30 protein-coding genes and 1 pseudogene are annotated in these 25205 nt (G+C 42.2%); 8 read left to right on the forward strand and 23 right to left on the reverse strand.

Annotated features, from left to right (window positions below):
- Window positions 1-395: 395 nt before the first annotated feature.
- Window positions 396-737: a transposase gene (locus B5D55_RS05205; RefSeq protein WP_078932957.1), complete on the forward strand. Its 342-nt coding sequence runs from the start codon at window positions 396-398 to the stop codon at window positions 735-737.
- A 253-nt stretch (window positions 738-990) separates the two neighbouring features.
- Window positions 991-1125: a hypothetical protein gene (locus tag B5D55_RS11960; RefSeq protein WP_268811098.1), complete on the forward strand. Its 135-nt coding sequence runs from the start codon at window positions 991-993 to the stop codon at window positions 1123-1125.
- Between the two features lie 511 nt (window positions 1126-1636).
- Here B5D55_RS11960 and B5D55_RS05215 read toward each other — a convergent pair.
- The 10 genes and pseudogenes from B5D55_RS05215 to B5D55_RS12055 all read right to left on the reverse strand — a co-directional run.
- Entirely contained in the window at window positions 1637-2137 is a 501-nt protein-coding gene (locus B5D55_RS05215; RefSeq protein WP_078932959.1) for a hypothetical protein, read from the reverse strand.
- 196 nt (window positions 2138-2333) lie between these two features.
- The gene (locus tag B5D55_RS05220; RefSeq protein ID WP_078932960.1) at window positions 2334-3569 is read right to left on the reverse strand and encodes a PD-(D/E)XK nuclease family protein; all 1236 of its coding nucleotides are present in this window, start codon (window positions 3567-3569) and stop codon (window positions 2334-2336) included.
- A gap of 135 nt (window positions 3570-3704) precedes the next feature.
- Entirely contained in the window at window positions 3705-3872 is a 168-nt protein-coding gene (locus B5D55_RS12100) for a tyrosine-type recombinase/integrase (RefSeq protein ID WP_327199038.1), read from the reverse strand.
- The gene (locus B5D55_RS11965; RefSeq protein ID WP_268811099.1) at window positions 3845-3970 is read right to left on the reverse strand and encodes a site-specific integrase; all 126 of its coding nucleotides are present in this window, start codon (window positions 3968-3970) and stop codon (window positions 3845-3847) included. The genes B5D55_RS12100 and B5D55_RS11965 overlap by 28 nt, the downstream gene beginning before the upstream one ends.
- 406 nt (window positions 3971-4376) lie before the next feature.
- Complete coding sequence (locus tag B5D55_RS05230; RefSeq protein ID WP_078932961.1) at window positions 4377-4649, reverse strand: helix-turn-helix domain-containing protein; 273 nt, start codon at window positions 4647-4649, stop codon at window positions 4377-4379.
- Window positions 4636-5034 carry a type II toxin-antitoxin system RelE/ParE family toxin gene (locus tag B5D55_RS05235; protein WP_078932962.1) on the reverse strand — a complete coding sequence of 133 codons (399 nt, stop codon included), beginning with the start codon at window positions 5032-5034 and terminating at the stop codon, window positions 4636-4638. Before B5D55_RS05235 ends, B5D55_RS05230 begins: the two co-directional genes overlap by 14 nt.
- 100 nt (window positions 5035-5134) lie before the next feature.
- Window positions 5135-5698, reverse strand: coding sequence for a hypothetical protein (locus tag B5D55_RS05240; protein ID WP_078932963.1), 564 nt, complete (start codon window positions 5696-5698; stop codon window positions 5135-5137).
- Between the two features lie 316 nt (window positions 5699-6014).
- Window positions 6015-6482, reverse strand: a complete 468-nt coding sequence (locus B5D55_RS11720; RefSeq protein ID WP_327198988.1) for a tyrosine-type recombinase/integrase — start codon at window positions 6480-6482, stop codon at window positions 6015-6017.
- Entirely contained in the window at window positions 6472-6642 is a 171-nt protein-coding gene (locus B5D55_RS11840) for a hypothetical protein (RefSeq protein WP_234975383.1), read from the reverse strand. Before B5D55_RS11840 ends, B5D55_RS11720 begins: the two co-directional genes overlap by 11 nt.
- Before the next feature lie 9 nt (window positions 6643-6651).
- Window positions 6652-6909, reverse strand: a pseudogene (locus tag B5D55_RS12055) (phage integrase N-terminal SAM-like domain-containing protein); the annotation flags it as partial.
- 407 nt (window positions 6910-7316) lie between these two features.
- On the opposite strand from B5D55_RS12055, the gene B5D55_RS05250 reads away from it, so the two are divergent.
- The gene (locus B5D55_RS05250) at window positions 7317-8096 is read left to right on the forward strand and encodes a ZIP family metal transporter (RefSeq protein WP_078932964.1); all 780 of its coding nucleotides are present in this window, start codon (window positions 7317-7319) and stop codon (window positions 8094-8096) included.
- A gap of 144 nt (window positions 8097-8240) precedes the next feature.
- On the opposite strand, the gene B5D55_RS11970 is transcribed toward B5D55_RS05250, so the two are convergent.
- On the reverse strand, window positions 8241-8345 hold the full coding sequence (locus B5D55_RS11970; protein ID WP_078932965.1) for an HNH endonuclease: 105 nt from the start codon (window positions 8343-8345) through the stop codon (window positions 8241-8243).
- Between the two features lie 151 nt (window positions 8346-8496).
- Here B5D55_RS11970 and B5D55_RS05260 point away from each other — a divergent pair, with 151 nt between their 5' ends.
- Complete coding sequence (locus B5D55_RS05260) at window positions 8497-9588, forward strand: Fic family protein (protein ID WP_078932966.1); 1092 nt, start codon at window positions 8497-8499, stop codon at window positions 9586-9588.
- A 181-nt stretch (window positions 9589-9769) separates the two neighbouring features.
- Here B5D55_RS05260 and B5D55_RS12060 read toward each other — a convergent pair whose 3' ends face one another.
- The 5 genes from B5D55_RS12060 to B5D55_RS05280 all read right to left on the reverse strand — a co-directional run bounded on the left by B5D55_RS12060 (window position 9770) and on the right by B5D55_RS05280 (window position 13140).
- The gene (locus B5D55_RS12060) at window positions 9770-9928 is read right to left on the reverse strand and encodes a DUF3793 family protein (protein WP_143593235.1); all 159 of its coding nucleotides are present in this window, start codon (window positions 9926-9928) and stop codon (window positions 9770-9772) included.
- Window positions 9883-10077: a FeoB-associated Cys-rich membrane protein gene (locus B5D55_RS11850; RefSeq protein ID WP_143593212.1), complete on the reverse strand. Its 195-nt coding sequence runs from the start codon at window positions 10075-10077 to the stop codon at window positions 9883-9885. Before B5D55_RS11850 ends, B5D55_RS12060 begins: the two co-directional genes overlap by 46 nt.
- Before the next feature lie 10 nt (window positions 10078-10087).
- Window positions 10088-12598, reverse strand: coding sequence for a ferrous iron transporter B (gene feoB / locus B5D55_RS05270; RefSeq protein ID WP_200805290.1), 2511 nt, complete (start codon window positions 12596-12598; stop codon window positions 10088-10090).
- Window position 12599: 1 nt separating this feature from the next.
- Window positions 12600-12821 (reverse strand): FeoA family protein, encoded by a 222-nt coding sequence (locus tag B5D55_RS05275; protein WP_078932967.1) that lies wholly within the window; start codon window positions 12819-12821, stop codon window positions 12600-12602.
- 109 nt (window positions 12822-12930) lie between these two features.
- Window positions 12931-13140, reverse strand: a complete 210-nt coding sequence (locus B5D55_RS05280; protein WP_078932968.1) for a FeoA family protein — start codon at window positions 13138-13140, stop codon at window positions 12931-12933.
- A gap of 177 nt (window positions 13141-13317) precedes the next feature.
- Between B5D55_RS05280 and B5D55_RS05285 the strand changes: the two genes are divergently transcribed.
- Together B5D55_RS05285 and thiI are read left to right on the forward strand one after the other, a co-directional pair.
- Window positions 13318-14370, forward strand: coding sequence for a hypothetical protein (locus B5D55_RS05285; protein WP_078932969.1), 1053 nt, complete (start codon window positions 13318-13320; stop codon window positions 14368-14370).
- Between the two features lie 12 nt (window positions 14371-14382).
- Window positions 14383-15570, forward strand: coding sequence for a tRNA uracil 4-sulfurtransferase ThiI (thiI, locus tag B5D55_RS05290; RefSeq protein WP_234975385.1), 1188 nt, complete (start codon window positions 14383-14385; stop codon window positions 15568-15570).
- On the opposite strand, the gene B5D55_RS05295 is transcribed toward thiI, so the two are convergent.
- Both B5D55_RS05295 and B5D55_RS05300 read right to left on the reverse strand, forming a co-directional pair.
- Entirely contained in the window at window positions 15548-16678 is a 1131-nt protein-coding gene (locus B5D55_RS05295) for a glycosyltransferase (RefSeq protein ID WP_078932971.1), read from the reverse strand. The genes thiI and B5D55_RS05295 overlap by 23 nt on opposite strands.
- A 3-nt stretch (window positions 16679-16681) precedes the next feature.
- Window positions 16682-18394 (reverse strand): hypothetical protein, encoded by a 1713-nt coding sequence (locus B5D55_RS05300; RefSeq protein ID WP_078932972.1) that lies wholly within the window; start codon window positions 18392-18394, stop codon window positions 16682-16684.
- A 63-nt stretch (window positions 18395-18457) separates the two neighbouring features.
- On the opposite strand from B5D55_RS05300, the gene B5D55_RS05305 reads away from it, so the two are divergent.
- Together B5D55_RS05305 and priA are read left to right on the forward strand one after the other, a co-directional pair.
- Window positions 18458-19249 (forward strand): uracil-DNA glycosylase, encoded by a 792-nt coding sequence (locus B5D55_RS05305; protein ID WP_274945031.1) that lies wholly within the window; start codon window positions 18458-18460, stop codon window positions 19247-19249.
- Window positions 19250-21247, forward strand: a complete 1998-nt coding sequence (gene priA, locus B5D55_RS05310; RefSeq protein WP_078932973.1) for a replication restart helicase PriA — start codon at window positions 19250-19252, stop codon at window positions 21245-21247. It begins immediately after the preceding gene.
- On the opposite strand, the gene truA is transcribed toward priA, so the two are convergent.
- The 5 genes from truA to cdaA form a co-directional block, all read right to left on the reverse strand.
- Window positions 21244-22038, reverse strand: coding sequence for a tRNA pseudouridine(38-40) synthase TruA (gene truA / locus B5D55_RS11440; RefSeq protein WP_143593216.1), 795 nt, complete (start codon window positions 22036-22038; stop codon window positions 21244-21246). The two genes, priA and truA, sit on opposite strands and share 4 nt — an antisense overlap.
- Before the next feature lie 3 nt (window positions 22039-22041).
- Entirely contained in the window at window positions 22042-22923 is an 882-nt protein-coding gene (locus B5D55_RS11445) for a DUF2225 domain-containing protein (protein ID WP_143593218.1), read from the reverse strand.
- A gap of 62 nt (window positions 22924-22985) precedes the next feature.
- Window positions 22986-23363, reverse strand: coding sequence for a holo-ACP synthase (locus tag B5D55_RS05320; protein ID WP_078932974.1), 378 nt, complete (start codon window positions 23361-23363; stop codon window positions 22986-22988).
- Complete coding sequence (locus B5D55_RS05325) at window positions 23360-24418, reverse strand: CdaR family protein (RefSeq protein ID WP_078932975.1); 1059 nt, start codon at window positions 24416-24418, stop codon at window positions 23360-23362. The genes B5D55_RS05320 and B5D55_RS05325 overlap by 4 nt, the downstream gene beginning before the upstream one ends.
- Window positions 24396-25184, reverse strand: a complete 789-nt coding sequence (gene cdaA / locus B5D55_RS05330; protein ID WP_078933071.1) for a diadenylate cyclase CdaA — start codon at window positions 25182-25184, stop codon at window positions 24396-24398. Before cdaA ends, B5D55_RS05325 begins: the two co-directional genes overlap by 23 nt.
- Window positions 25185-25205 lie beyond the last annotated feature (21 nt).

Consider the following 25205-nt stretch of genomic DNA (forward strand, 5'->3'; position numbering starts at 1 on the left):
GTTCGAATGAATGAACTTAATTTCATAAGTCCTTTTCCCCAGGTCGATACCTACAAATCTCTTCTGTTCCATTTTTTACCCCTTATATGATAAAATGGAATCAGGAGTAAACGCTGGTAGTGGTATACCGTGCTCCTATCCGAGGTCGTGGGGAATGCCCCCACGCCTCATTATGGCGTACGGCGGTCGGCTTTGATTAATCTTAAACCCGAAGTAAGCGGCTGCCATTCACGCAGTGGCTTCTTCACCAGTAGTTAGAACCTTCCGCCGGCTCTCTGATTCCGTCAAACCAGAGTACCACTTTTTCCCAGCCTTTTATATCATGCCATCTTAAACCACCTTATTAGCTTTTATAAAAAAGTCCAAGTTCACTTTGGGCAGAACATTCATCCCGAATGAGGAGTGAAGTTTACAGAAATACAATTCCTCAGAAGTTCACAGATCCGGCGACACTAAAAATGGTGAATGCGGATCTTGCCATGTTTCAGGCTTACAACGACATAATCACAAAACTTGAGTTTCAGATTGAGGACAGCATGGAAGTGCAGGATCCGGTTTCGTACAGCATCATTAATTCGGTGCCTGGACTCGGTTTTATTCTTTCTCTCACGATTCTTTACGAGATAGATGACATCCATCGTTTTTCAGATGTCGGAAAGTTTATCTCTTACTGCCGGCTTGTGAAGTGTTCTCATGAATCAGCAGGGAAGAAGAAAAAGGTAGAGAGCGACGGCTAAAAGCCGGCAAAATGCTCCGGTGGAGCATTTTGAGCGAGTCTCGGTCGTAGCCATGCGTAGACCGCAACATAATAAAATCGGAAACGCGCATCTGAAGTGGGCATTCTCGGAAGGTGCAGTTCTTTTTCTCCGTAATAATGAACGTGGCCAGAGGTGGCATGATAAGCTTGTGCAGCGGTATGGAAAAGCAAAAGTACGCTTCGCTATTGAGTTTTGTGCTCTATTTTATAAATAGAAGTTCACAAAACTCACCATGAGCATAATTGCACAGCAACTCGGGCGTACGGTTTATTACATGCTCAAGCGCAAAGAAGCTTTTAATCCCGATAAGTTTTACGGGGATAAGAAAATTGAAAATAAGGACAGTGGCGGCGAGCATCTCGCATAACTGAAGCGTATACGGCGGGACTTTTGAAAAATGAAAATTATATGCGGCTTTGACCGCCTGTCATTCTTTCTGTCCCAGATGCCGTGACTTCTTGAGCCTTGAATAGACGCTGCCACTGCGCCTTTTTATATTTTGTTTTTGTTGAAAATAAATAAGCGGACTGTCCCTGCCTTGACCTGCCCATATAACTATCGGCATCGTATGATGACCATCTTATTTTTGCTTCAGGCTTGGCATGGGTACCGGTGAAATTCTTCGTGCCGGAAATCTGTTTTTCAGGTTTGCCGTGACCGACTATATGTGTTTGATTCAGGACGCTTTTCCTGGAATCTTTTTTTGAATTGCGATTCAGGCTTTGCTTTTTTATTTTGAACGGGAACTTTATTTTTTTCTCACAAGAAAGACTGTTTTTTCTAAAAAAACAGCCCTAAGTTGTATTTTTTTTAGAATTAGTATTGACAACTTGGGGCCTTATATGTGTTATGTGATATCTTACTCAATTGACAATTCACTATGCCATAAAATCCTTAGGCATTCCAACAGAAACAAGAATTTCTCTAATTTGCTCATAAATATCTCTAAATTTATAAATGCCTTTGAGCCTTCGCTTGTATTTGATTCTTGTCCAAAAATTATAACCTTTTTTATATTTTTTCCATTCCTTATATTCTTTTCTTGAAAGTCTTTCTTGGGATAAAAAACAAACTCCATGAAAATGACGATTTTTTAACCATACGCTATCACAAGAACCGTCAAGAACTCCTAAATCAAGATTTTTGGGAATTGCTCGTATTTTCACTTTATTGTCATCGATGATTTTTGAAATTCTATTTGTAACAGACAAATCCTCGCATATAATTTTTTTATTTACTTTTTGCTCTAGCGAATTTTCATTTTCCGTTATAATTTTGCCATCATCATAGACTGAAATAATGTTTCCTGTAATGTAAGGTTCATCTGATGCTTCTATCCAGCTATCAAGACGGCTGTAATGAAATATAAGGTATGCCATTTTTCAAGTCTTCCTCACTGATATTAAACCACTTTTCTTGAAGTTTATTGAATACAAAAAACTTCCGTTTTTCAGCAATTTTCCACTTAGACGACAATATTTAAGAAGATTCAATTTTAGCAGAAAAGAGTTTGGATTTTTATATTTCACAGCCAGTGTTATCATTCCCAAAATTTCTTCTTTTGTCATAAAAAGCCTACTTTACAGAATTAATCGTTTCAATGAATCTTTCCTGCATTATTTCAAAATTTGAGTTGTCAATTTCTTTTGCATGAATTTTCAATGCAGACAAAAAGTCATCATAGTATTTGTTTTCACTTTTATGTTTACTGAAAAAATCATACAAGACACTGTAATTGATTATTTTGTAATCCTCAGACTTTTCATAATTCCGTAGGTCTATTCTATTGTAGTTAGGTACAAAGATATAAAAACTCTCTTTCCTGTTTCTTGCGTGTTCATCTGCGTATTTGTGATAATCTAAAAGCTGACTCTGAACCAAGTCGCCATAAATATCGTGTCGAAGTCCGTTTATGCCAGATTTGATTTTATTCTCAATAACGACAATATTTTTATCATCTTGTATAAGCAAATCAATATGCTCTGTTTCTCTTTGAATCGAATACTTACCTTTTGTACTTAAACCTAGAACATCTGACATAAAGTCTTTGAATAATTCTTTGTCTTCTGATAAGAAATAGTGAAACATATTTGAATAGCAAAGTTCATCATATTCTTTTCGTATCAGTTTTAAGAAATTGAAATCTCGTTGTGATGAAGTTTCTGAAATTTCTGAAATTCTCTGAGTTTTGTTTTTATTTTCCCAGAGAGCTGAATCTTGTATTACGGAAGATAAAACAGAGTATGCTTTTGAGTCAACTGAATAAGTCCAATGCAAAGCCTGTTTCGGAAATGTTGTTTCTGACAATAAAAAAGACTTTTCTGCAAAATTTGTTTTTTCATCTGTAGTTAAATATATCTTCTGTTTTGGATAAAAAATGTTTTCAGCTTTAAAACTGATATAAACAGTAGTGACTTCATTTGTGGATTCATTCTGATAGTAAATGTCATCTAACAAAACGCCGTCGTATGTTACTTTATTTTCTCTTATGTAGTCTCTCTGAATTTTATTAGCTGTATCTCTTGGCAAAGCATTGTCCAAAATCGGAATCAAGCCTACAGCTTTTGCAATTATTTCTACCGTTGTTGCGTTTATTCCTCGAACTAAAATAATAGATTCTATTTCGTTGTGTTTTTTATCCAACTGACCGTAAGGATTTATATAAATGTAATTTGAACCGTTGTCATCTTTAAACAAGTTGATGACTTCATGCCCAATATTGTTTTCCAGAAATCTGCCAACATACATTCGATTTAAAAGTATTTCTTTCATATCTTCCAAAAGCGCCCAGTGCGGGCGTCCACCTAACAAAATTTCTCCGTATCAGTTGTAAGAAGTTTATACTGCAAAAAGTGTCAGTGTAAAATCTTACATCATTTTACTAACTCCTTAGTATACAACACTTTAACGAATATATCCAGATTTTTATACGGATACTGGTAAGCTTTACATTTTATCCAGAGGACTTATTACACCACCGGCTCCGCGATTTAGGACATGGGTATAAATCATTGTTGTACTCACATCGCTGTGGCCAAGAAGTTCCTGTATGATGCGGATGTCGTAGTCTGATTCTAGCAGGTGAGTTACAAAAGAATGCCGAAAGAGTGGCAGCTGGCGTTTTTGTTGATTCCGGCTTCGAGAATGGCGTTTTTTACGGCGCGCTGCATAAGGGATTCGTCTACATGCCAGCGTCCTTCCTGACCTGTCAATTCATTCTTTCAGCGGTTTTTCTGCGGAAAGAGCTACTGCCATTTGAGTTCCTTACTGCCTGAAGGATATTTTGAGTCAAGGGCATTGGGAAGGCTTACGGCTTCGAATCCTTCGTCCAAATCCTTCTGGTGAATTTTTTTGACTTCTTCAATCTGTTTTTTCAGATTTACAGTGACCGACTATATGTGTTTGATTCAGGACGCTTTTCCTGGAATCTTTTTTTGAATTGCGATACAGGCTTTGCTTTTTATTTTGAACGGGAACGCCATTTTTCTCAAAAAAAAGAAGACTGCCTGAAAAAGACAGCCTTAGTTGATTTTTTTTGAGATTCTTATTGACAAGCTGGGGCCTTATATGTGTTAGGAGATACAGCTTGTTTCCCAAGCAAGGATATTTCTTTATACATTACAATGTAGCCATTTTTACAGGCTGTAATGCATATCCTAGTTTTTGCATTATAGTTGAAAGGGTTTTATATTTTACACTTTCCGCATTTCCACTGCGTAAGTTCTGGATAGTAGTGGGAGAAACTTTTGCTTCCTTTGCCAATTCCCTTACTGAGATATTTTCCTCTTCCATTTTTTCAATCATGAATTCTGAGATTAAAAATTCATTATATCCCTTTTCAAATTCATCCTTGAAATTTGGATCTTGCATAAGTCGATCAAATGTTGTCATAGTATGTTCCTCCTTTTACTCTGTTTTCATAATCCTCTCTGCATTTTTCAGCTTTCTCTTTTTCTGCAGGCGGAAGTTTCTGGCATTTCTTTTCAAATGCATTTGTTATGATTATTTTCTTTCCACTTGTAAAAAATGAAAGAAACCTATCAGGTTTAGGCTTAAATGCCCAAATACCATCCTCTTCAAAGTTAAATTTCGTTTTGTCCGAAATTTTTCCAAAGTCTGCCATACGTTTTACCAAATACAAGAGTTTCATCTGTTGTTGCGAATCAAGTGAATTAAAGTATTCAAAAGGCTGACTTTTGTTTTTATCAGTGTAGTACCATTCTACAGTGAACTTCTCGCCTTTGTATAAAACGTATTCTTTCTTATCAGTATTCACATTAAAAATGTAACAATATACTGTTACAAAGTCAAGTGTAAATTAAATTTACTGAAACTAAAAAATCCAGACAAACTTGACTTGGCTGGATTTTCATATTCTATTCATTAATTGATTTCCATTTCTCAAAGGTAAGTTTCATTGCGTTTATATATTTGGATTTTAGTTCCATTTTTCCTGTAGATTTTTTACCTAAAAAAGCAACATAAACCTTAGAAGAATTTAATATTGCTTCTAATTTTTCTATATCGGATTTTTTTATTTTAACGCCATAATCTTCTCTAACGTAAACATTTTTCAGTGCTCCAGATTTTACATCTGAATCCGTTCTTGAACCATAATCCAACGCTAATCTATTTCCATTTGAATCAAGAAAAACGATTCCATTTATAAATATCCAATCACTTCCTTGATAGTCTGCCCATGCTACTAAATCTTTATCGGTAATATATATAGAAATATTCTCTCTTTCGCCAGACAAAGAGTCTTTTAAATTATAAAAATATCCACGTTCAAGGTCTTTGTGAGTGATAAAACTTACACCTCTAACTTCATCATAGTATGTTTTAAAACAATCATCTGATGAAGATGTTGTTACAGATGTAGTTTGACATCCCATTAATACAAAAGAAATGATTCCAATTAATAAAAATATTTTTTTCATGATAAAATCCTCCTAAGATTTTAATAATGATTTTTGAAAAAAATGTTGGAGGACTTTCTTATTAACAATAAGTGGGCCAGTGGCCCATCCGCCTAACATAATTTCTCCGTATCAGTTATAAGAAGTTTACACTGCAAAAAGTGTCAGTGTAAAATCTTACATCATTTTACTTATTCCTTAATATACAACACTTTCACGAATGTATACAGATTTTTACACGGATACTGGTAAGTTGGTAAGTTTTACATTTTATCCAGAGGACTTATTACACCACCGGCTCCGCGATTTAGGACATGGGTATAAATCCTTGTTGTACTCACATCGCTGTGGCCAAAAGTTCCTGGATTGTCCTTATATCGTATCCGTTTTCCAGCAAGTGAGTTGCAAAAGAATGACGAAAGGTGTGGCAACTTGCGTTTTTATTGATGCCAGCTTCCAAAATGGCTTGTTTTACGGCACGCTGCATAAGTGATTCATCTAAATGCCATCTGTCTTCCTCTCCTGTCTGGATATTTTTCCATCTATTTTTTTGTGGAAAAAGCCATTGCCATTTAAATTCCTTGCTTCCGCCCTGATACTTATCAGAAAGAGCTTGGGGAAGTTTTACGGAGCCAAAACCAGCCTTTAAATCTTCTTTGTGAATTTTTCGTAAATTCTCTATATGAGATTTTAATTCGCAAATGAGCGTTCGGGGAATCATTATATGGCGGTCTTTGTCGCCTTTTCCGTGACGAACAATTATTTCATTTCTGTCAAAGTCTAAATCTAAGATTCTAAGCGACAAAGCCTCGTTTAGTCTCAGTCCGGTTCCATAAAGAAGCTTTGCTATAAGTTTTTTTTGTTCCTGTCAGATTTCCAATGATTTTAGAAACTTCCTGCCGGCTAAAGACAACAGGAATTCTTGTTTTTTTCTTTGCATGGACAACATTCGCTAATTTTTCCATAGGCTCATTTTTTACAAATCTATGATAAAAAAGAAGTGCTGCAAGAGCCTGATTCTGCGTTGATGCACTGACATTCTTTTTTAGTGCCAGAAACTTTAAATATTCATTTATTTCTTTCTGTGCAGACTGATTATAACACTTGTTGTTCGATGCAATATTTTGAGCAAGAAAAAGTTGAACCCATTTTTTATAGCGGTCAATTGTACATCTTGAATAATGACGGACCGTCAGCTTCCAGTCAAAAGAATACTTACAGTGAAAACCTATCGCAAAGAATCTTACAGTCTGTAATCATCATTAAAAAAGCACAGGAAACTCATTTTATATTAAAGCAAAAAAAAATATTAATGCAGAACAAAAATTTATTTTATCAAGATCAAAAAAAGTTTTATATTGTTTCAAAAATTCAGCAGCACCACTGCTTGCAAGACGTGAACAGTCTTTTTGCAAGTTGCAAACAGACTATTTACAACCTGTAAACAGACTATTTACAACCTGTAAACAGTCTGTTTACGGATTTTTGCAAAAAAACAAAATATAATTCCTTATTATATAATAACATAAAAATGCATAAAAATCAAAAAAATTTAATTTTTGCACGGAGTAACATTCAGTCCTTCTCTTGAACGAACTGCCGGCTTAAGTTTATACTAAAACAGAACAAGGGAAATTATATGAATCTGATTATCGCAAAAGGTCTTTTAATTCCGTTTTTGGGAACTGCGCTCGGCTCTGCGCTTGTTTTTTTTATGAAAAAGGAACTGGATGTAAAAATCCAGAAAATGCTTACAGGTTTTGCAGCCGGCGTTATGGTCGCAGCATCTGTGTGGAGTCTTCTTATTCCGTCGATGAATTCTGCTTCTGATATGGGGCGTCTTGCGTTTATTCCTGCCGTTACAGGTTTCTGTTTAGGAATGCTGTTTCTGCTTCTTCTGGACGTTGTAACGCCGCATATGCACCTTGACGAAACGGTGGAAGGTCCGAAAAGTCAGCTGAAAAAAACAACGATGATGGTTCTTGCCGTAACGCTGCACAATATCCCTGAAGGAATGGCTGTAGGCGTTCTTTATGCAGGCTGGGCTTCCGGTTCGGCAGACATTACTGAGGCAGGCGCGCTTGCACTTGCGATTGGAATTGCAATCCAGAATTTTCCTGAGGGCGCGATTATTTCCATGCCGCTCCGCTCTAAAGGTCTTTCCAGGACAAAAGCATGCTGGTATGGCGTTCTTTCCGGCATTGTAGAGCCACTTGCAGGACTTCTTACGATTCTTCTTTCTACGCTGATTATTCCCGTGCTTCCGTACCTTTTAAGTTTTGCAGCAGGAGCAATGATTTACGTAGTCATCGAGGAGCTTATCCCGGAAATGTCAGAGGGAGAACATTCAAACTGGGGAACAATTCTTTTTATGATAGGATTCAGCCTGATGATGGTGCTCGATGTTGCGCTGGGATAAACGATTGCGCGTAAAAACAGACGGAATTTCCCATATTTTTTGCAGAAACAGGCACACGCCCTGAAAGCGGCTTTTTTATCTTCAATAAAGCACAGGGGAAAATTCGCCCCCACGCACACAAAACCCAACCGCCGCAAAAACCACTTACCTGTTCCCTTTCGCCCTGTTGTGACTCTTGCAAAGCATCTGACAGTTTGAAATATCAGTCGCCCCACCCTTACTCCAGGCAGTCACGTGGTCAGCGTCCATTTCAGAAAGTTTATACTGCTCTGGCCGTGCCTGTGGAATTTGTGTAAAACACTGGCAAAAGGAATCGTATTGCGGTAAATAAAACGCTCTTTTACCGCAAAAATGCGGTGAATAAATTGAATATTTACCGCAAGTGTTTTATTATTTAATTATGTACATTTGGGAACAAAAAGACTGGCCTCATTTTACTTTTGATTCTGATAAAATTTCCGTGGTAAGTGAAGAATGTCATATTTTGCAGGGGAAACTGCTTTCAAAAATGGAATGCCTAGGGTTTGCGGAAAAAGAAGATAAAGTTCTTTCTACGATTACAGCAGACATTATAAAGTCCAGCGAAATAGAAGGTCTTATTCTGAATAAAGAGCAGGTTCGTTCTTCTGTTGCTCGCAGGCTTGGAATTGAAAGGGCAGGACTTGTTTATGCTGACAGAAACATCGACGCTGTAGTTGAAATGATGCTGGATGCGACTCAAAATTATGAAAAACCGCTTACAGAAGAAAGATTATTCGGCTGGCATGCCTGTCTTTTTCCAACAGGCTACAGCGGAATGTATAAAATCGATGTCGGAAAATACCGCACGAATGAAATGCAGGTTGTCAGCGGCGGAATCGGCAAAGAAAAAATTCATTATGAAGCGCCGTCTGCAAAACAAGTTCCTTTAGAAATGCAGAAGTTTCTGGAATGGTTCAACGCCTGGCCGGGAGATTCACTTGTCAAAAGCAGTATCGCCCATCTTTGGTTTGTAACAATTCATCCATTTGACGATGGAAACGGACGTATAACAAGAGCAATTTCTGATATGCTTTTGTGCCGGAGTGATAAAACAAATTTACGATTTTACAGTATGTCTTCTCAAATTGAAAAACAGAAAAAATCATATTATGAGATTCTGGAAAATACACAGAAAGGAAATCTTGATATAACCGAATGGATTTTGTGGTTTTTGAATTGCCTTTTAAATGCGATAAAAGAAAGTTATGCAGAAGCCGAAAGTGTATTAAAAAAATACAGTTTTTTACATCAGATAGAAGATATTTCCTTAAACGAACGGCAGCATCGTGTTTTGAATAAACTTTTGGATCCAGAATGGTTTGGTGTTTTAAATACATCAAAATGGGCAAAACTTGCAAAATGCTCGACAGATACAGCCCTGCGTGACATTACCGATTTAATCGAAAAAGGAATTCTTGAAAAAGAATCAGCCGGCGGACGGAGCACTAATTACAAACTAAAAAAAATATAAATTCTTTAAAAAGGTGCTTTGCCCAAAGTCGTCCTGACTAAAAAAACTTGCGAACGACTTTATTTGCCGGTATTCTCTTACTTCTCGTGTTTCCGCCTGAAAATCGCCTTGAACAGCGTGCGCACAAGCGGCTGGATAAAGAAAAGCTGCGTAAAGAATGCAAACGGAAAATTATAGCAGACTAGTTTGAGCCAGTTTGCAAGCAGCGTAAGAATGGAACAACATCTTCCTGCGGATAGCCCAGAAAAATTCCGATTTCGTGCGGAAAGTCTCCGAAGCGCATCAGCCGGAATTTTACTTCCGCGAAGAAGAGCCGCATTTTCCGCCGCAGCCGGAGCATCCTCCATGGCAATGACAGCCGGTACAGCCCGCCGCGCACAGAGTTCCGTTCTTCCTGTCTTTTAAAATCTGACGTACAGCTCCGATTACGGCGGCTAAAACCACCGCACCGGTAAACACAGTTCCTGCATACGATGCAATGATATTCATTGGCTTTCTCCTATGCCCTTTTTTTTGCAGGGCGGACAACCATATATACAATCAGAACAAGGAATGCCACTGCAAACACAAGACTGATTACGTTCAGCGGATTAAGAACAAACGTTCCCGTAATTACCATACCAAGCTGATTTACGATAAGCGCAACTACGTAAGCAAATCCGCACTGATAGGCAATTGCGCGCCAGAACCATTTTGTATCGTTCATTTCGCGCTTGATTGCACCGATTGCCGCAAAGCACGGCGCGCACAAAAGGTTGAACGCAAGGAAGGCAAAACCTGTAATTCCGGTGAATGCCGCACCCATATTCTGATAGACGGTAGCCGTGTCGCTGTTGTACAGAATTCCGAGTGTACCGACAATATTTTCTTTTGCAATAAGACCTGTAATTGAAGCAACCGTCGCCTGCCAGTTTCCGAAACCGAGCGGCGCAAAAATCCAGGCAATTGCGTTTCCAATCAGCGCAAGGATGCTTGAATCCATCTGGTCTTCCTCAAGCATTCCGAACGAACCGTCCGTCCAGCCGAAATACGACAGGAACCATACAAGAATTGTTGCAAGAAGGATGATTGTTCCTGCTTTCTTTATGAATGACCAACCGCGTTCCCACATTGAATGAAGGACATTTCCAACAGTCGGAAGGTGATATGAAGGAAGTTCCATAAAGAACGGCGCTGGATCTCCGGCAAACAGCTTTGTCTTTTTGAGCATAATTCCTGACACAAGAATTGCGCCTATTCCCAAAAAGTATGCGCTTGGTGCAACCCAGCCAGCTCCACCGAAAATTGCGCCTGCAATCATCGCGATAAACGGAACTTTTGCGCCGCACGGAATAAACGTAGTCGTCATAATCGTCATACGCCTGTCGTTTTGGTTTTCAATAGTCCGGCTTGCCATAATGCCCGGAACACCGCAGCCAGTTCCAACAAGAACAGGAATGAACGATTTTCCGGAAAGTCCGAAACGGCGGAACACGCGGTCAAGAATGAATGCAATGCGCGACATATATCCGCAGGACTCAAGCCATGCAAGAAAGAAGAACAGAATGAGCATCTGCGGAACAAATCCGAGTACTGCGCCGACGCCGGCAACAATTCCGTCAAGGATAAGTGCCTTAAGCCAGTCCGCACAGCCGATTACATCAAGTCCGTTTTCTATAACTACAGGAATTCCCGGAACCCAGATTCCGTAATCGGCAGGGTCTGGTTCTAAAAGACCGTACGATGAAAGTATAGAAACTGCTGTTTTTAAATCCGAACCAGTTGCCGTTTCGCAAGTTTCATCAAGCGTTTCTTCATCAGTAACCTGATATGAAACTTCTAAATCATCATCAAACTGCGCGGCAAAGGAAACAAGCGCCTCTTCACGCAAAACGACATCTTCTTCGGAAGATGTTTCATCTTCTCCGGCTTCAGGCGCTTCCAAAACGGCAGAAGTATCTGTTCCGGTGCTGTCTGCGTAAGTTACAAACGCATCGAGTACGGCAGAGGCATCTGAGTATTCCCCGGCCGCTTCTTCATACGAACCGGCACCTATCGTAAAAAGATGCCAGCCGTCGCCGAAAAGTCCGTCGTTCGCCCAGTCGGTAAACACAGTTCCCACTGTCGTTACAGAAACAAAGTAAACGAGCCACATAACGACGGCAAAAATCGGGAGCGCAAGAAAACGGTTCGTTACAACACGGTCAATTTTGTCCGTTAATGAAACATGACCTCCGCTCTTTTTTACGACGCACTCGCTTACGATTTTTGAAATGTAATTATAGCGCTCGTTAGTGATAATTGATTCCGTATCATCTTCGCGCTTTTTTTCAAGGTCAGCTGCAATCGACTCTATTTTTAATGCCGCCTGTTCGTGCAGGCTGAGTGACTTAAGGACGGCGGAATCGCGTTCAAGCAGCTTAATTGCGTACCATCGGCGAAGAACAGGCTTTATTTCAGACGGAAGCAGCCCTGATACGGCAGAAACAGCTTCTTCTACGTCCGCAGAAAAACACGGACGGACGGCAAATGATTCTCCCTTCTCCGCTTCGCGGCAGGCTTTTTCGCACGCCTTGTCAATTCCTTTTCCCTTGAGGGCAGACGTTTCCACGACTTTGCAGCCTAAAAGGGAAGAAAGTCTTTCAACGTCGATTTTATCGCCCTTCTTGTTTACAACGTCAATCATATTCAGCGCAATGACAACCGGCTTTCCAAGTTCCATAAGCTGTGTAGTCAGATAAAGGTTGCGCTCGATGTTGGACCCATCAACAATATTAAGCACGGCAGAAGGCTCGCCGCTTAAAAGATATGTACGGCTTACAACTTCTTCCGGCGTATACGGAGAAAGCGAGTAAATTCCAGGAAGGTCAGTTACGGTAACGCCGTCCCTGCCCCTTACTTTTCCTTCAACTTTTTCAACAGTTACTCCAGGCCAGTTACCCACGTACTGATTTGCGCCAGTAAGCGCGTTGAACATCGTCGTCTTTCCGCTATTCGGATTTCCTGCCAAAGCAATTTTCATTTTAGTCATACTATTCCACCTCGATACATTCAGCGTCTGAACGGCGCACGCTAAGTTCATAGCCACGAACGGTAATCTCAACAGGATCACCAAGCGGCGCAACTTTCCGCACAAAAACTTCACAGCCGTTTGTCAGCCCCATATCCATAAGACGCCGCTTCAACGCGCCTTCTCCGTTCAGCCTGCGCACCTTAAGCGTTTCACCGACCGAAGCTTCCCTTAATGTTTTCATATATTACTCCAAACCGCAGATTTCCCCGCGACTGCCCGAAAGTTCAGATAGAACTGGCAAGGCAGCTTCATACAGAGAAAAATCGTATAAAATCCAAAAATTATTCAGGCTAGACAAAAATCCTGTTTGCAAGCATTCTGTCTATCGCAATGCGGCTTTCCTTCACCTTAACGATGATGTTGCCGTTCAATGCCGTAACAACAGTTACAGGACATCCGACAGAAAATCCCAGTTCAGAAAGATGCTGTCTTACGGCAGGATTTCCGCCGACTTTTTTTACGGTAAAAGTGCTTCCGTTCGTACATAAAGACAATGGCACTGTCTGCCCTCCTTTCGCGCTGTTCTTTTATAAAAAAGAGGCTTTTAATTAGCATTACCTAACTTTCAGTGTTAGCATAATATAACAAAAATGAATTGTCAACTATTTTTATTACCTTTTGCTAACTTTTTTTTACAAAAACATCACAATCACCTCTCTTTTTTCCGATACATAATTATGAAACATTTTTTTTCAGCCGTATTTTTAACCGTACTTTCCCTTTCATTCTGCTTTTCCAAGACACCGGAGGAACTTCAGGGAATCTGGCAGGGTGATGACAGGATTGTATTTTTCGGAAGCGAAAACCAGTTTTCCGTCATTTTAAAACTGTACTACGGCTGGTATTATGATTCTGCCGCAGATTCTGAGCCGGAAAAACCGTTCCGCAAAAACGCAGCTTCTTCTGTACAACCGCAGGAAATTCACGTAGAATTCGAACGGCTTTCGGAAAATGCCCCTGCATACGAAATTACAGTCATTTACGATAAAAAAACGATGTCAAAAATCCCTGTTGCCGTTCTGGACGACGGACTTTACCTTGACTTTATGATACGCAATGACCAAAAAGAAGCGGGTGTAACAGCGGACAGTAACGCCGGAATTAACGGAACGGCAGAAAACGCGGACGAAAACAGCGTTTTTTCGCAAGAAACTGCCGCACCTTTTATAAACGGCTTCTGGCAGGGAATAACCGCAAAAAGCACGATACGCATTTCGCCGGAGAAAAACCGCGGACAGCTTTTTTCCTGGTACATAACAGATGATGCTGCATACCGGCTTACGTTCTGGCAGACAGATATGGACGCAGACGAAGCGGCGCAGGCAGTTTTTTCGGACGGAGAACGCATTTTTACCATAAAAAAATTCATTTCTTCCGGCGGAGAAAACTACACCTGCGCAACAGGAAGACGTACGCTTATCAGAAACATCGAAAAATTCCCGGAATACGCAAAAGAAATAACTACCGACAGGACAGGAACGATTCTTGTATCCGGGAAACCGGCGTTTACGCGCGCAGACGAAACGTCAAAGGCGGAGATTGAAAACATTGTCCGTCAGGCAAACGCAAGAAGAAAGCCGGATCCGCCGCCGCTTTTTGAACCGAAGGAACTTGACTGGCACTGGGACTTGATAAACCAGCTTGAAAAAGGGAACAAAATAATCGAAGAAGTCAGGGAACGGCAGCGTGCGTTCGGTCCTCGTGCGCAAGACATAGAAGGAAAAAAATAGTATAGTGTTCCTATGATGACATATTTAGGAAAAATCGGCGAGCTTACGCTTAAAGGCTCGAACATTCACACATTTGAAAAACTGCTTTTAAAAAACACAAAAGAGTATCTGAAAGATACAGGAGCAAAAGTCAGCCTTAACGCAGGAAGACTTTATATTGACTGCGAAGAAAAAGACAGCGAACAGGTTGAATTCACGCTCAGGCATCTTATCGGAATAACCGGCTGGGCACAGACAAAAACATCCGAAAAAACAATAGAGGACATTCAGAAAACAGTTCTGGAAACGGCAAAAGAAGCCGTACAGAAAGGTGCAAAATCATTTAAAATCGAAGCAAAGCGTGGCGACAAGAAATTTCCGCTGAATTCATACGAAATCGCCTGTCAGGGAGCAAGCCTTGTCTACGATTCCGGACTTATGGAAGTAAACGTTCATAATCCAGACGTAATTATCTATGTAGAAGTCCGGGAACGCTGCTTTATATATTCAGTTGCAGAAAAATCCTGCCGAGGACTTCCTGTAGGCTGCTCAAACAAAGGACTGCTTCTCCTTTCCGGCGGACTTGATTCTCCTGTTGCCGGCTACCGTATGATGCGACGCGGTATGAAAATCGAATGCTGTTATTTCCATTCCTATCCGTACACTTCAATCGAAGCACAGCAGAAAGTCGAGGAACTTGCCAGAACTCTTTCTGCATACGGAATACAGACATATTTAAATATAATTCCGTTCACTGACGTTCAGATGAAAATAAAGGAAAAAGCGCCGGAAGAATGGTCAACGCTTATGCTCCGCGTCTGTATGATGAAAGCTGCTAATATGCTTGGTTTCCGAGTTCACGCAGACTGCATTGTAACTGGTGAAAGCCTTGGTCAGGTTGCAAGCCAGACGCTTGAAAATATGAACGTTACCGAACATTTTGCAGAATATCCGCTTTTGCGTCCGCTAGTCGGTATGGACAAGGAAGAAATAATGGCAGACGCGCATTTCATAGGTACTTATGATACTTCAATTCTTCCGTATGAAGACTGCTGCGTACTTTTCAGCCCGCGTCACCCAATTTTGCGCGGACGGATAGAAGATGCAGAAAAGATTTTTGCCTCACTGGAAGCCGATGAACTTATAAAAACGGCGTTTGAGAACAGGCAGATAAAAAAGTTTGTCTGCGGGAAAGAAGTTATTTTGAAAGAAGAAGTCTAGCAACTTTAGAAGCATCGGTGTCAAGGACAACGGAATCGAACCGATGCTTCATTTTTTCGTCAAACGTGCTGTCGTTCAAAAGTTCATTTATTTTGCGGTAAATTGCACGCGGCTTACGGATAAAGTAACCGACCCTGTGCCTTACTGCAAAATGCATATTTCCAAGTTCCTGATTATGAATATATTTACAGATGATTACAGGCTTACGGCAGGCAAGAACTTCCATCAGTGTTGCCGGTCCTGCCTTTATAACGGCGCAGTCGCATATTTTTACAAGTTCGTCCATAAAATCAACAAAACCGAAAATATGCAGGTCTATATGAGGATTTGCAAGCCTTAGCAGAGAAAGATTTTTTTTCTTCACTTTGTCGCGTCCGCAGATAACGGCAACGGCAAATTTCGCCTTGTGAAGAATGCAGTTGTTCACGATTTCCGTTGCTCCAGGAAGCCCCTCACCTCCTCCTACAAGAAGAACGATTTTTTTATCGGGAGCAAAACCGTGCTTTATTCTAAGGGCAGTTTTTTCTTCCTCTGTAATTGACGCGCGGAATTTGCTATTCATCAAAAACGGAATGACCTGAACGTTTTTTTCCGGCACGTGACATTCGTTCACAGCAATGGCTTTTGCCTCATCGGAATAAACCATATAATTCACGTCTTTTTCATAAAACCACGGATACGGAACGGTGAACGGATCTGTAACTATTACCGTTAAATTAACTTTCCAGGGAATGTTTTTTAGAACGTCCTTCAAAAAAGGCGTAACGGCAAAATGGAAACACACAATGTCAGTCGGATGTTCCTTACGGATTATCCGGCGAAGATACGGACGTGTTTCCGGTCCCAGAATATGCTTCAGTCCTGACTGCAACCATTCATACCTTCCTAAATCATAGACAATAGGAAATGCACCCTTAAAATAATTGGTAGAATAATTATAGCCCTTTTCAAAAATAAAATGTCCCAGCTTGTGGCTGCAAAAACCATTGAGCATTTTTATCTCAACGTCTGGCTCCTGCTCCTTCATTGCGGCGGCAAGCACTTTTGCGGCAGATATATGACCGGCTCCGGTATTTAAGTAAAAGAAAAGAAATTTTTTATTGCTCATACATCAATACGTATATTTTATTCCCAGTGAAAAATAATGATTATAAGAATCGTGCAGGGCATTTTCCCACCGTTCCCTATCTGCCTTTACGGCCTCCGGCGTTTCATACGATCCGCTGAAAATCGCATTGTCAACACCATCATTCTTTATATATTCAAACGTATACTGCACGGAAAGAGAAAGTCTTCCACAACGCGCAGTAACAAATTCATACTCTCCAAATACAGCTGCCTGTATCACATACATCAAATTGTCCTGCTTCAAAAAATCAGTCGTGTCCGCAGCATAACTTATGCCTTGCGTGTCCATATTTATGCTTCCGTCTGCCGCATACTGTCCGCGCAGGGAAAGCACATCTTCGTCATCAAGCGACTCGTACGCATTTGCATGACGGATAAACGAAGTTATAGTTCCAAGCCTGAAATTCGGACGCGGCTTGAACTGAATTGTCATTGAAACGCGGTCAGAATCAGGCAGAAGGTCAGTTCCCAGTGACTGCCCGAAATTCGTGTAGTCAAGGTAATTGTACGTATCGTCAAGGGTGTTGTATTTTGTGTACGCATAAGGAGTTACAAGAGTGTAGCTTAGCGAAATGAAATCGCAGAAAGATTCAAGCGGCGAATAGACAAAGCCTGTCTTGAAACCTGCGCGTATTCCGCCGTCATTAAGCTTGAGCTTCAGCACCTGCTTTGCGTCAAAATCGTCAAGCAGAAGGTCTGCAGAAAGAGCAAGGCACGGAAACGGCTTCCATTCAAGCTGAATTCCGCTCAGAACGTTCTCGTTGAAGCCGGCAACATTTGCAATGATAAAATACGGAACAGGCATAAAATACGCCGGCATAAACGGATTTGAGAAAACGACGGACTCGTACAGTCCAACAGAAACGTTTGTCTTTGGAACAGGAATTTTAAGCGAATGGAACGAAAGGAATTTGCGGCAGGAATAACTGTCCGTATCAGTATAGCTTGAAGCGCCCATAAGACCGAACAGCTGGGAGTAGCTGAAATGCTCCCCGGAATAATTGAAAGCCGCATTCAGCATCTGATAGGCAGACGGATTTAAAATCAGGCTGTCATCAGGAAAAAGTCCGTAACCGGATTTATTTATTCCAAACGATGCATACAAAGACTGAGTTCCGAACGTTGCAATTACATTCGGGTCAAGAATAAAATCCACATCAGACGATTCGATTTTAAGCGGACGGACAAGATTTGTTTCTGTATTAACAGTAAAGCGCGGAAGCGCGTCTTTAGGCTGAATGTCATTATTCCGCACCATTGCGCCAATATCAGCGCCGATTCCAAAAAGCGGAGTAATCTGCCTGTCGCAGAAAAATGAAAGTCTTTCAGAAAAAAGCGAATCTGCCTCAAATTCATTCGTATCGTCATCTCCGCCGGAGTCAACCTGCTTGAGCTTTACGTCAGCAGAAGTCGCGGCAGAAACGCGAAAACTGTGCGAAAAATATTTTTTCAGGTAGAATTCCGCGCGCAAACGATCAGTTTCAGAGCCTTTTTCTGCAACTTCGTCAAGAACGGAACGTATTACATTCAGAGGATACGGCTTTATCAGCGGCAGTCTTTCCACATAACCTTTCAAGACCCAGCCGGTTGCATCAGAATAAAAATCATCATCAGGAGAAACACTTACTTGTGCAGAAAGCATATACAGCCCGAAAGTCAGAAGAATGCACAAAACAATGCACTTTTTACAGTTCATATAAATCCTATTTTTTATATTGTCAATGTATCAACTTCACCCGATTATTACTATAAATCTTTATTGAATGAATTACAAGATATGTGCTATTCTTACAGCGTGACTTCAAGCGACAAAACCATCATTTACAATTTATTGAAAAAAGCCTCTGACAATTACTACGGATATGCTTCTCCGGACTTCTGCGGCAAGCCAGTTTTTTCTGATGATGCCGTACAGACGGCGGAAGAGGCACAGGTTAATGATGCCGCACCGCAGCAGAGTCCGCTTACGCTTGAAAAAATTACGGAGAAAATCCATAACTGTACACGATGCGGACTTGCACCTACAAGGACAAATACAGTTCCCGGAATGGGAGTTCCACACCCAGACGTTCTTGTTATCGGAGAAGGTCCTGGCGAACAGGAGGACAAGCAGGGACTTCCGTTTGTCGGTCCTGCAGGACAGCTTCTTGACAAAATGCTAGCCGCCATTCAGCTTGACAGAAACGTAAACTGCTACATTGCAAATATCGTAAAATGCCGGCCTCCGTACAACCGTACGCCTAATCCGGACGAAGCAAATATGTGCCGTCCGTTCCTTGATGCGCAAATTCACCTGCTTAAGCCGGGAATGATTTTGTGCGCCGGAAGAACGGCTGCGCAGAACCTTCTTCATATAGACACGCCTCTTTCCCGGATACGCGGAACTTTCTACGACTACAATGGAATTCCAGTTCTTGCAACATATCACCCGAGTGCGCTCCTTCGCGAGCCGGCGAACAAGCGTTATGCCTGGGAAGATTTAAAGCTTTTCAAGTCAAAACTTCTTGAATGCCGCCCGGATTACGCAAAAGGATTTACCGAACGGGGGTAAATTGTGCAGTATCTGGAAATCGTCCTTAATCTTCCGCTGAACCAGACGTTCACCTATTCCTTCATTCCGCCGGAAAAAGAAGATGAAGAATTAAAGCCGGAAACAGGAAAACGCGCAGAAGTCAGGTTCGGAAACAGAAGGATGACTGGTTTCATCACCTCTGTTTCGGATGAAATTCCGGCCTCCTGTCCTGTGGGCGCAGAAAAAATCCGTCCTGTAACAAAAATAATTGACAAAAAGCCGCTTTTTACGCCGGAACTGTTTGAAACGGCGCGCTGGATAAGCAGCTATTACCTCTGCTCCATCGGCGAAGCCGTTTTTGCAATGATTCCGTCAGGCGGAAGACGAGAAACGAATGCGCCGGGGTTTTCCTTTGCAACAGACCTTTCCGAAAAAACGACGGCAGAACTTTCTGAAGAACAGCGGCGCGCCGTAAGCGAAATAACATCTGAAACAAAAAACCGCTATCACTACCTGTATGGTTCGACCGGAACAGGAAAGACGGAGGTGTTTCTTCAGGCGGCAGAAAAAGTAATGGCAGAGGGAAAAGGCGTCATTTATCTTGTTCCTGAAATCGGTCTTACGCCTCAGGTTGTAAAGGCAGTTACGGCGCGCTTTGGAAATACGGCGGCTGTCCTTCATTCTGCGCTTACGCCAAGCCAGAAACTGTCCGAATGGCGCAAAATAATGGAGAAAAAAGCGCGTATTGTAATCGGAGCGCGGAGTGCAGTTTTTGCGCCAGTACCTGATTTAGGACTTATCATAATAGATGAAGAACACGATGCTTCCTATAAATCGGGAGATACGCCTCGATACCACGCACGGCAGGCGGCAATGCACCGGTGCGCCACTCTTGGAATTTCACTTGTGATGGGAAGCGCGACGCCTTCGGTGGAAGCGTATCACCTCATGCAGCAGGGAAAAATTACGCGCCACACGCTTACAAAACGGCTTGCAGGCGGCGCAATGCCGGAAATAAAATGCATCGATCTTTCAAAAACAAAAAACAGCGGATGCATCTCCGATGAACTTGCCGAAGAAGTAAGGAAAACCGTCGGGAATAAAAAACAGGCAATTCTTTTTTTGAACAGGCGCGGCTTCACCCACTTTTTCCGCTGTAATTCGTGCGGCTTTGAAATGGTATGCAAAAACTGTTCCGTTCCCCTAACCTATCATAAAAATGAAAACCGCCTTCGCTGTCACTATTGCGGCTGGTCAACAGAACCTCCGGCATCGTGTCCGCAGTGCAGTTCGCTTGACATCGGTTACTCCGGCTTTGGAACGGAATATATAGAAACGGAAACGCACGCAAAATTTCCGAATGCCAGGATTGTAAGGATAGACCGCGATTCACTCACTAAAAAAGGAGAACTTCAGGAAAAAATCGACGCATTCAGGAACGGAGAATACGACATTATGCTTGGAACGCAGATGGTCGCAAAAGGGCTTAATTTTCCAAACCTTCAGCTTGTAGGAGTCATTCTTGCGGACACAGGGCTTCACCTTCCTGATTTCAGGGCAGCAGAACGTACATTCGCACTCATAACGCAGGTTGCAGGAAGAGCCGGACGATATTTCCCAGACGGAAAAGTCATCGTACAAAGCTACAATCCGCTTCGTGAGCCGGTGCGCTTTGCCTGCGAAAACAATATCAATGCCTTTTACAGTTACGAACTTCAGCAGAGAAAAATACTCGGTTTTCCGCCGTTCAGCCGTCTTGTCCGGCTCGTGTTCCGTTCGTCATTCCAAAATCAGGCGGAAGCAAATGCGGATCAGGCAGCAGAAATTCTTTCAAAATTCCTTTCTGAAAAAGCAGAAGTAATCGGACCTGCGGAATGTCCTCTTCTAAAAATCTCAGGGAACTACCGCTACCAGATTTTACTGCGCGGAAACAATATTGCGCTTTTGCAGAAAGCCGCCGCGCACCTTTTATACGATTATTCCCATCCGCAGTCCGTATACATTGAATGTGATGTTGACCCGGTGTCGCTGCTCTAAACGTGCCGCCGAATGCCGTCAAAATTAATTTTATACAAAAAAAGTCCCTGCGGCGGCGCCGTTACACCGGCTTTAGTCCTGTCGTGCACGTCAAGAATTTTTTTGAAGGAAGAAACGTCTGCGCCTGCCTTGTCAAGGGAGATGAGCGTTCCTGTTATCGTGCGCACCATTTTCCATAAAAACGCATTTGCCTCAATTTCAAACACAAGGGCTTTCCTGCCGTCCGGGAATAAAGGCGCAGTAAAAAAACGCGCGCCCTCAATGTAACGGTATGTAGAAAGGCTTTCGTCGCCGCTTGCCGCAAAAGAGGCGCAGTCTATCTCACCGCAAAGACATTCTGCCATTTTGTTAAGGCGCTCTATATCCGGCTGATACTGCACCGTCCACACAAAGCGGTTCTGCGCCGCGCTTACTGTTTCACCGGAAACAATAAAATACCGGTATGTCCGGCTTGTCGCGCTGAAACGGGCATTAAAATCTTCAGGCTTTTCTTCCGCGTCAACAATGCGTATGTCGCCGGGCAGAAAAGAGTTGAGCGCGCGTATATAATTTTTTTCGGGAATTGAATCAATCGGAGAAAAAAAATTCGCCGCCTGCCCCATTGCGTGAACGCCAGAATCCGTCCTTCCTGAGCCGTAAAGCGTAACCGGCTGCTTAAGGAGTTTTTCAAGGGCAGTTTCAATTTCTCCCTGCACGGTACGCATTGCATTCCGTACATCGCCGCAGTCCTGTCGCTGCCAGCCGCAGAAATCCGTACCGTCATAAGAAATCGTAAGAAGAATATTTTTCATAAACTAAATATCATCGTCGCTTACTTCTTTACTGAGCATATCATACAAATCACGCGCCTTTTCCAGAAGAGGTCCAGGCTTGTCCTTAGACGACTTTCCAAGACCGAATATGCGCGCAATCGCCGTTTTTGACTCACTCAGGCTTTTCAAGCGCAGCTGCAAATCATCTTTCTGACCGTATTTATATTCAAGCAGACCGCGAAGATAAATAACGCCATCCCAGCCGTAGTTTTTGTCCATATCAGGTCCGAAATTTGAAAGCGTAGAACATTTTTCAACGCGCTCAGTTTCATTTATTATTGACTGGTTATAAAAAAACAGCGCCTTACGGTAGAACACCTGCGAAACGTAATCATAATTATGTCCCGGACAGGCGGCATTCAGTTCTCGCGTAAGCCAGGCAAGGCGCAGCGTAAGGAAAGCTGACTTCATCGTCGGAAGAAGTTCCGGGTTTGCATCGCTGTAAGTCAGGATTGCAAGATAATACATTGCCGCGCCGTCAAAAATCGTACGCTCTCGGTTCAGCACAAAATGCGGAAAAATCGTATTTACCTTGTTCTTTCTGTCTTCCTTGTGGGAAAAAATCCGTTCCTCGGCATCCCTGTTTTTAAGTTCCTTAAAATCGTTCCACAAAAGCGCAGTATAGCAGTTCGGACAGGCACCGATTTCATAAATAAGAGGATAAATGCGTCCGAATCTGGCAGACGGTTCAAACGTACGGTGCAAATCATCAGAAAGGTTTCCGGCAATCATACGTCCGTTTCCGCTGAGCATAACTTCCCTGTCAAAACTTTTCTTACATACAGGACAAATACATTTTTCTTTTGACCAGTATGATATTGCAGGTTTCTTTTTTGCGTCAGCTTTTTTTACTCCAGCAATCATATATCCTCCGTAAAAAGCAGCGTCCTGCACAAATCCGTACATTCGCCGCACAGACTGATTTTTTAGCGCTCCCGCTCTATTATGACGAAAGCGACCGCATATTCTTTTTCGTGACTCAGGGAAATATGAACGGTACATTCACCGCATTTTTCCATAAGCACTTTTCGGGCAGAGGCACAGACGCACAGTTCAGGCTTCCCAGATTCATCATTCTGTATATACACATCCTTAAGTTCAAAATCACGTATTCCCGTGCCGAGCGCCTTGGAAAACGCTTCTTTTGCGGCAAAACGCGCCGCATAATGCTGGCACTGCGCGCTTATCGATTTTCCGGATGATTTTTCCAGCGGATTAAAAAACCGGTCTATCAACTCTGGCTGTTCCACCCACTTTTTAAAGCGCCGGACATCCGTAATATCAACGCCTGTTCCGAAAATCACCGGCGCTCCTCGTGCAGCTCCGCCGCCGCATCTTCCATTTCCTTTACGCCTTCTCCCTCAGCTTCCGCCTCACTAGAACCATCTTCCTCCGCTTCAGTTTCCTCCTGCATTACGGAAGCCTCTATCACCGTTACGGAAACAGTTTCAAGGCTTTTTTCCGTTACAGAAAGCGGAGGCTGAACTGAATATACAACAGGAAGCTCATATACCCCCGGCGCTTCTACCGAAATGCAGTCAATGCAAACGGAAACGTCATCCGGTTTTATCTTGTCAAGCACAGGAACAGTTCCGCCAACCGTAAACGTCACGGCCGGGACAGTATTTTCCACAAGGAACAGCGGATTAAGATTGACAATGGAAGGCATTACGTTTTCAAATTTCATTTCGCCCTGCTCCGGCTCTACAACAACAGTAACCTTAAAGGCAGACTCCGGGAGCGGTTTGACAAGATGGTTAACGTCGTCAAGAGAAACTTCCTGCATAAAACCTGTTGCAGCACCCTTGACGTTCACCTTTGCGGTATAAACACGCTTCATTTTGTTCACAATCCGTGACGGGCCTACAACTTTTACCGTTGACGGCACTACTTCCATCGCAGAAATTTTATATCCTTTTTCAACTTCGCCAGAAACAGATGGTTCTACAGGAATATATTTCTGTATTTTTTCATCAAGTTCAACACGCAGAATTTCAGGCTTTACGGAAATTTCAAGAGGTTCAACAAGCATAAGGTCTGAAGAAAGCTTTAAACTTACCGGAACACTGTAAATTCCCGGCTCAGTGTATTCTTCAAGATACAAATACGCTTTTATCCCGGCAGAAGAAACGGCAGAAATACTGTCTGATTTTGTGCGGACGCTTACCTTTACGTAAGGCGGAATCTGACTTGACGGCGTAAGAAGTCCCTCTGATTCAACTTTAAGCGGAACGGAGAACGTTTTTTTATCAAGCAGCGCAACCTGATGGAAGATATAAATGAATATGGCAAGCGCAAAGCAGATGATTTTTGCAGCCCAGTTGTCAGAAATCTTTTCAATCAGCTTTTTTATGTTCATCTATCGTATCCTCCATATTGTAGGATTCTGGCGTTATTTCAAGCAGATTTTCAAGAATTTTCGTAATTTCCGTTGCAGAAAGGTCGTAGTGAAGCTTTGAATCGTACGCAAGGCTCATTGCGCCAGTTTCCTCAGAAACGACAAGCACCACCGCATCCGAAATCTCAGAAAGTCCGAGTGCAGCACGGTGGCGCGTTCCGAACGTCTTTTTTATATCATACTGTTCGCTCAAAGGAAGAAAACATCCTGCCGCAATAAGCTTTCCGCCCTGGATAAAGCAGGCACCATCGTGAAGCGGCGTGTCCATTCCAAAAATCGTTACAAGAAGGCTTGACGAAAGGTCTGCGTTGAGCTTCGTTCCGCTCTGAATGATATCGTCCATTTTTGTATGCCGCATAAAAACTGCAAGCATTCCGCGTTTCTGCTTTGAAAGCATTTCTGCCGCAATCAGAACAGAATCAACATACGTATGCTTGGAGCGGCTTCCGAACGCAAACCACTGGCTCTGCCCCAGTTTCAGAAACATCTTGCGCAGTTCCGGCTGGAACACAATTGCAAATGCAATAAGGAGAACCGGCGCAAGCGCATTGAAAATCCAGATGACCGTCTGAAGTTTCAAAAGGACAGCAACCGCGTACGAAATGGCAACAATGACAGCCGCCTTTATAATCTGAATGCCGTTCGTCTTTACGACGATTGCATAGGATTTATAAAGGAGAAACGTCAGAACCACAACGTCGAGTATCGGACGAAGAATATTGTACATATTTATAAGAGTTTCTGCAGA

Source organism: Treponema porcinum (genome assembly GCF_900167145.1).
In the GTDB taxonomy this organism is placed as follows: Bacteria; Spirochaetota; Spirochaetia; order Treponematales; family Treponemataceae; genus Treponema_D; species Treponema_D porcinum.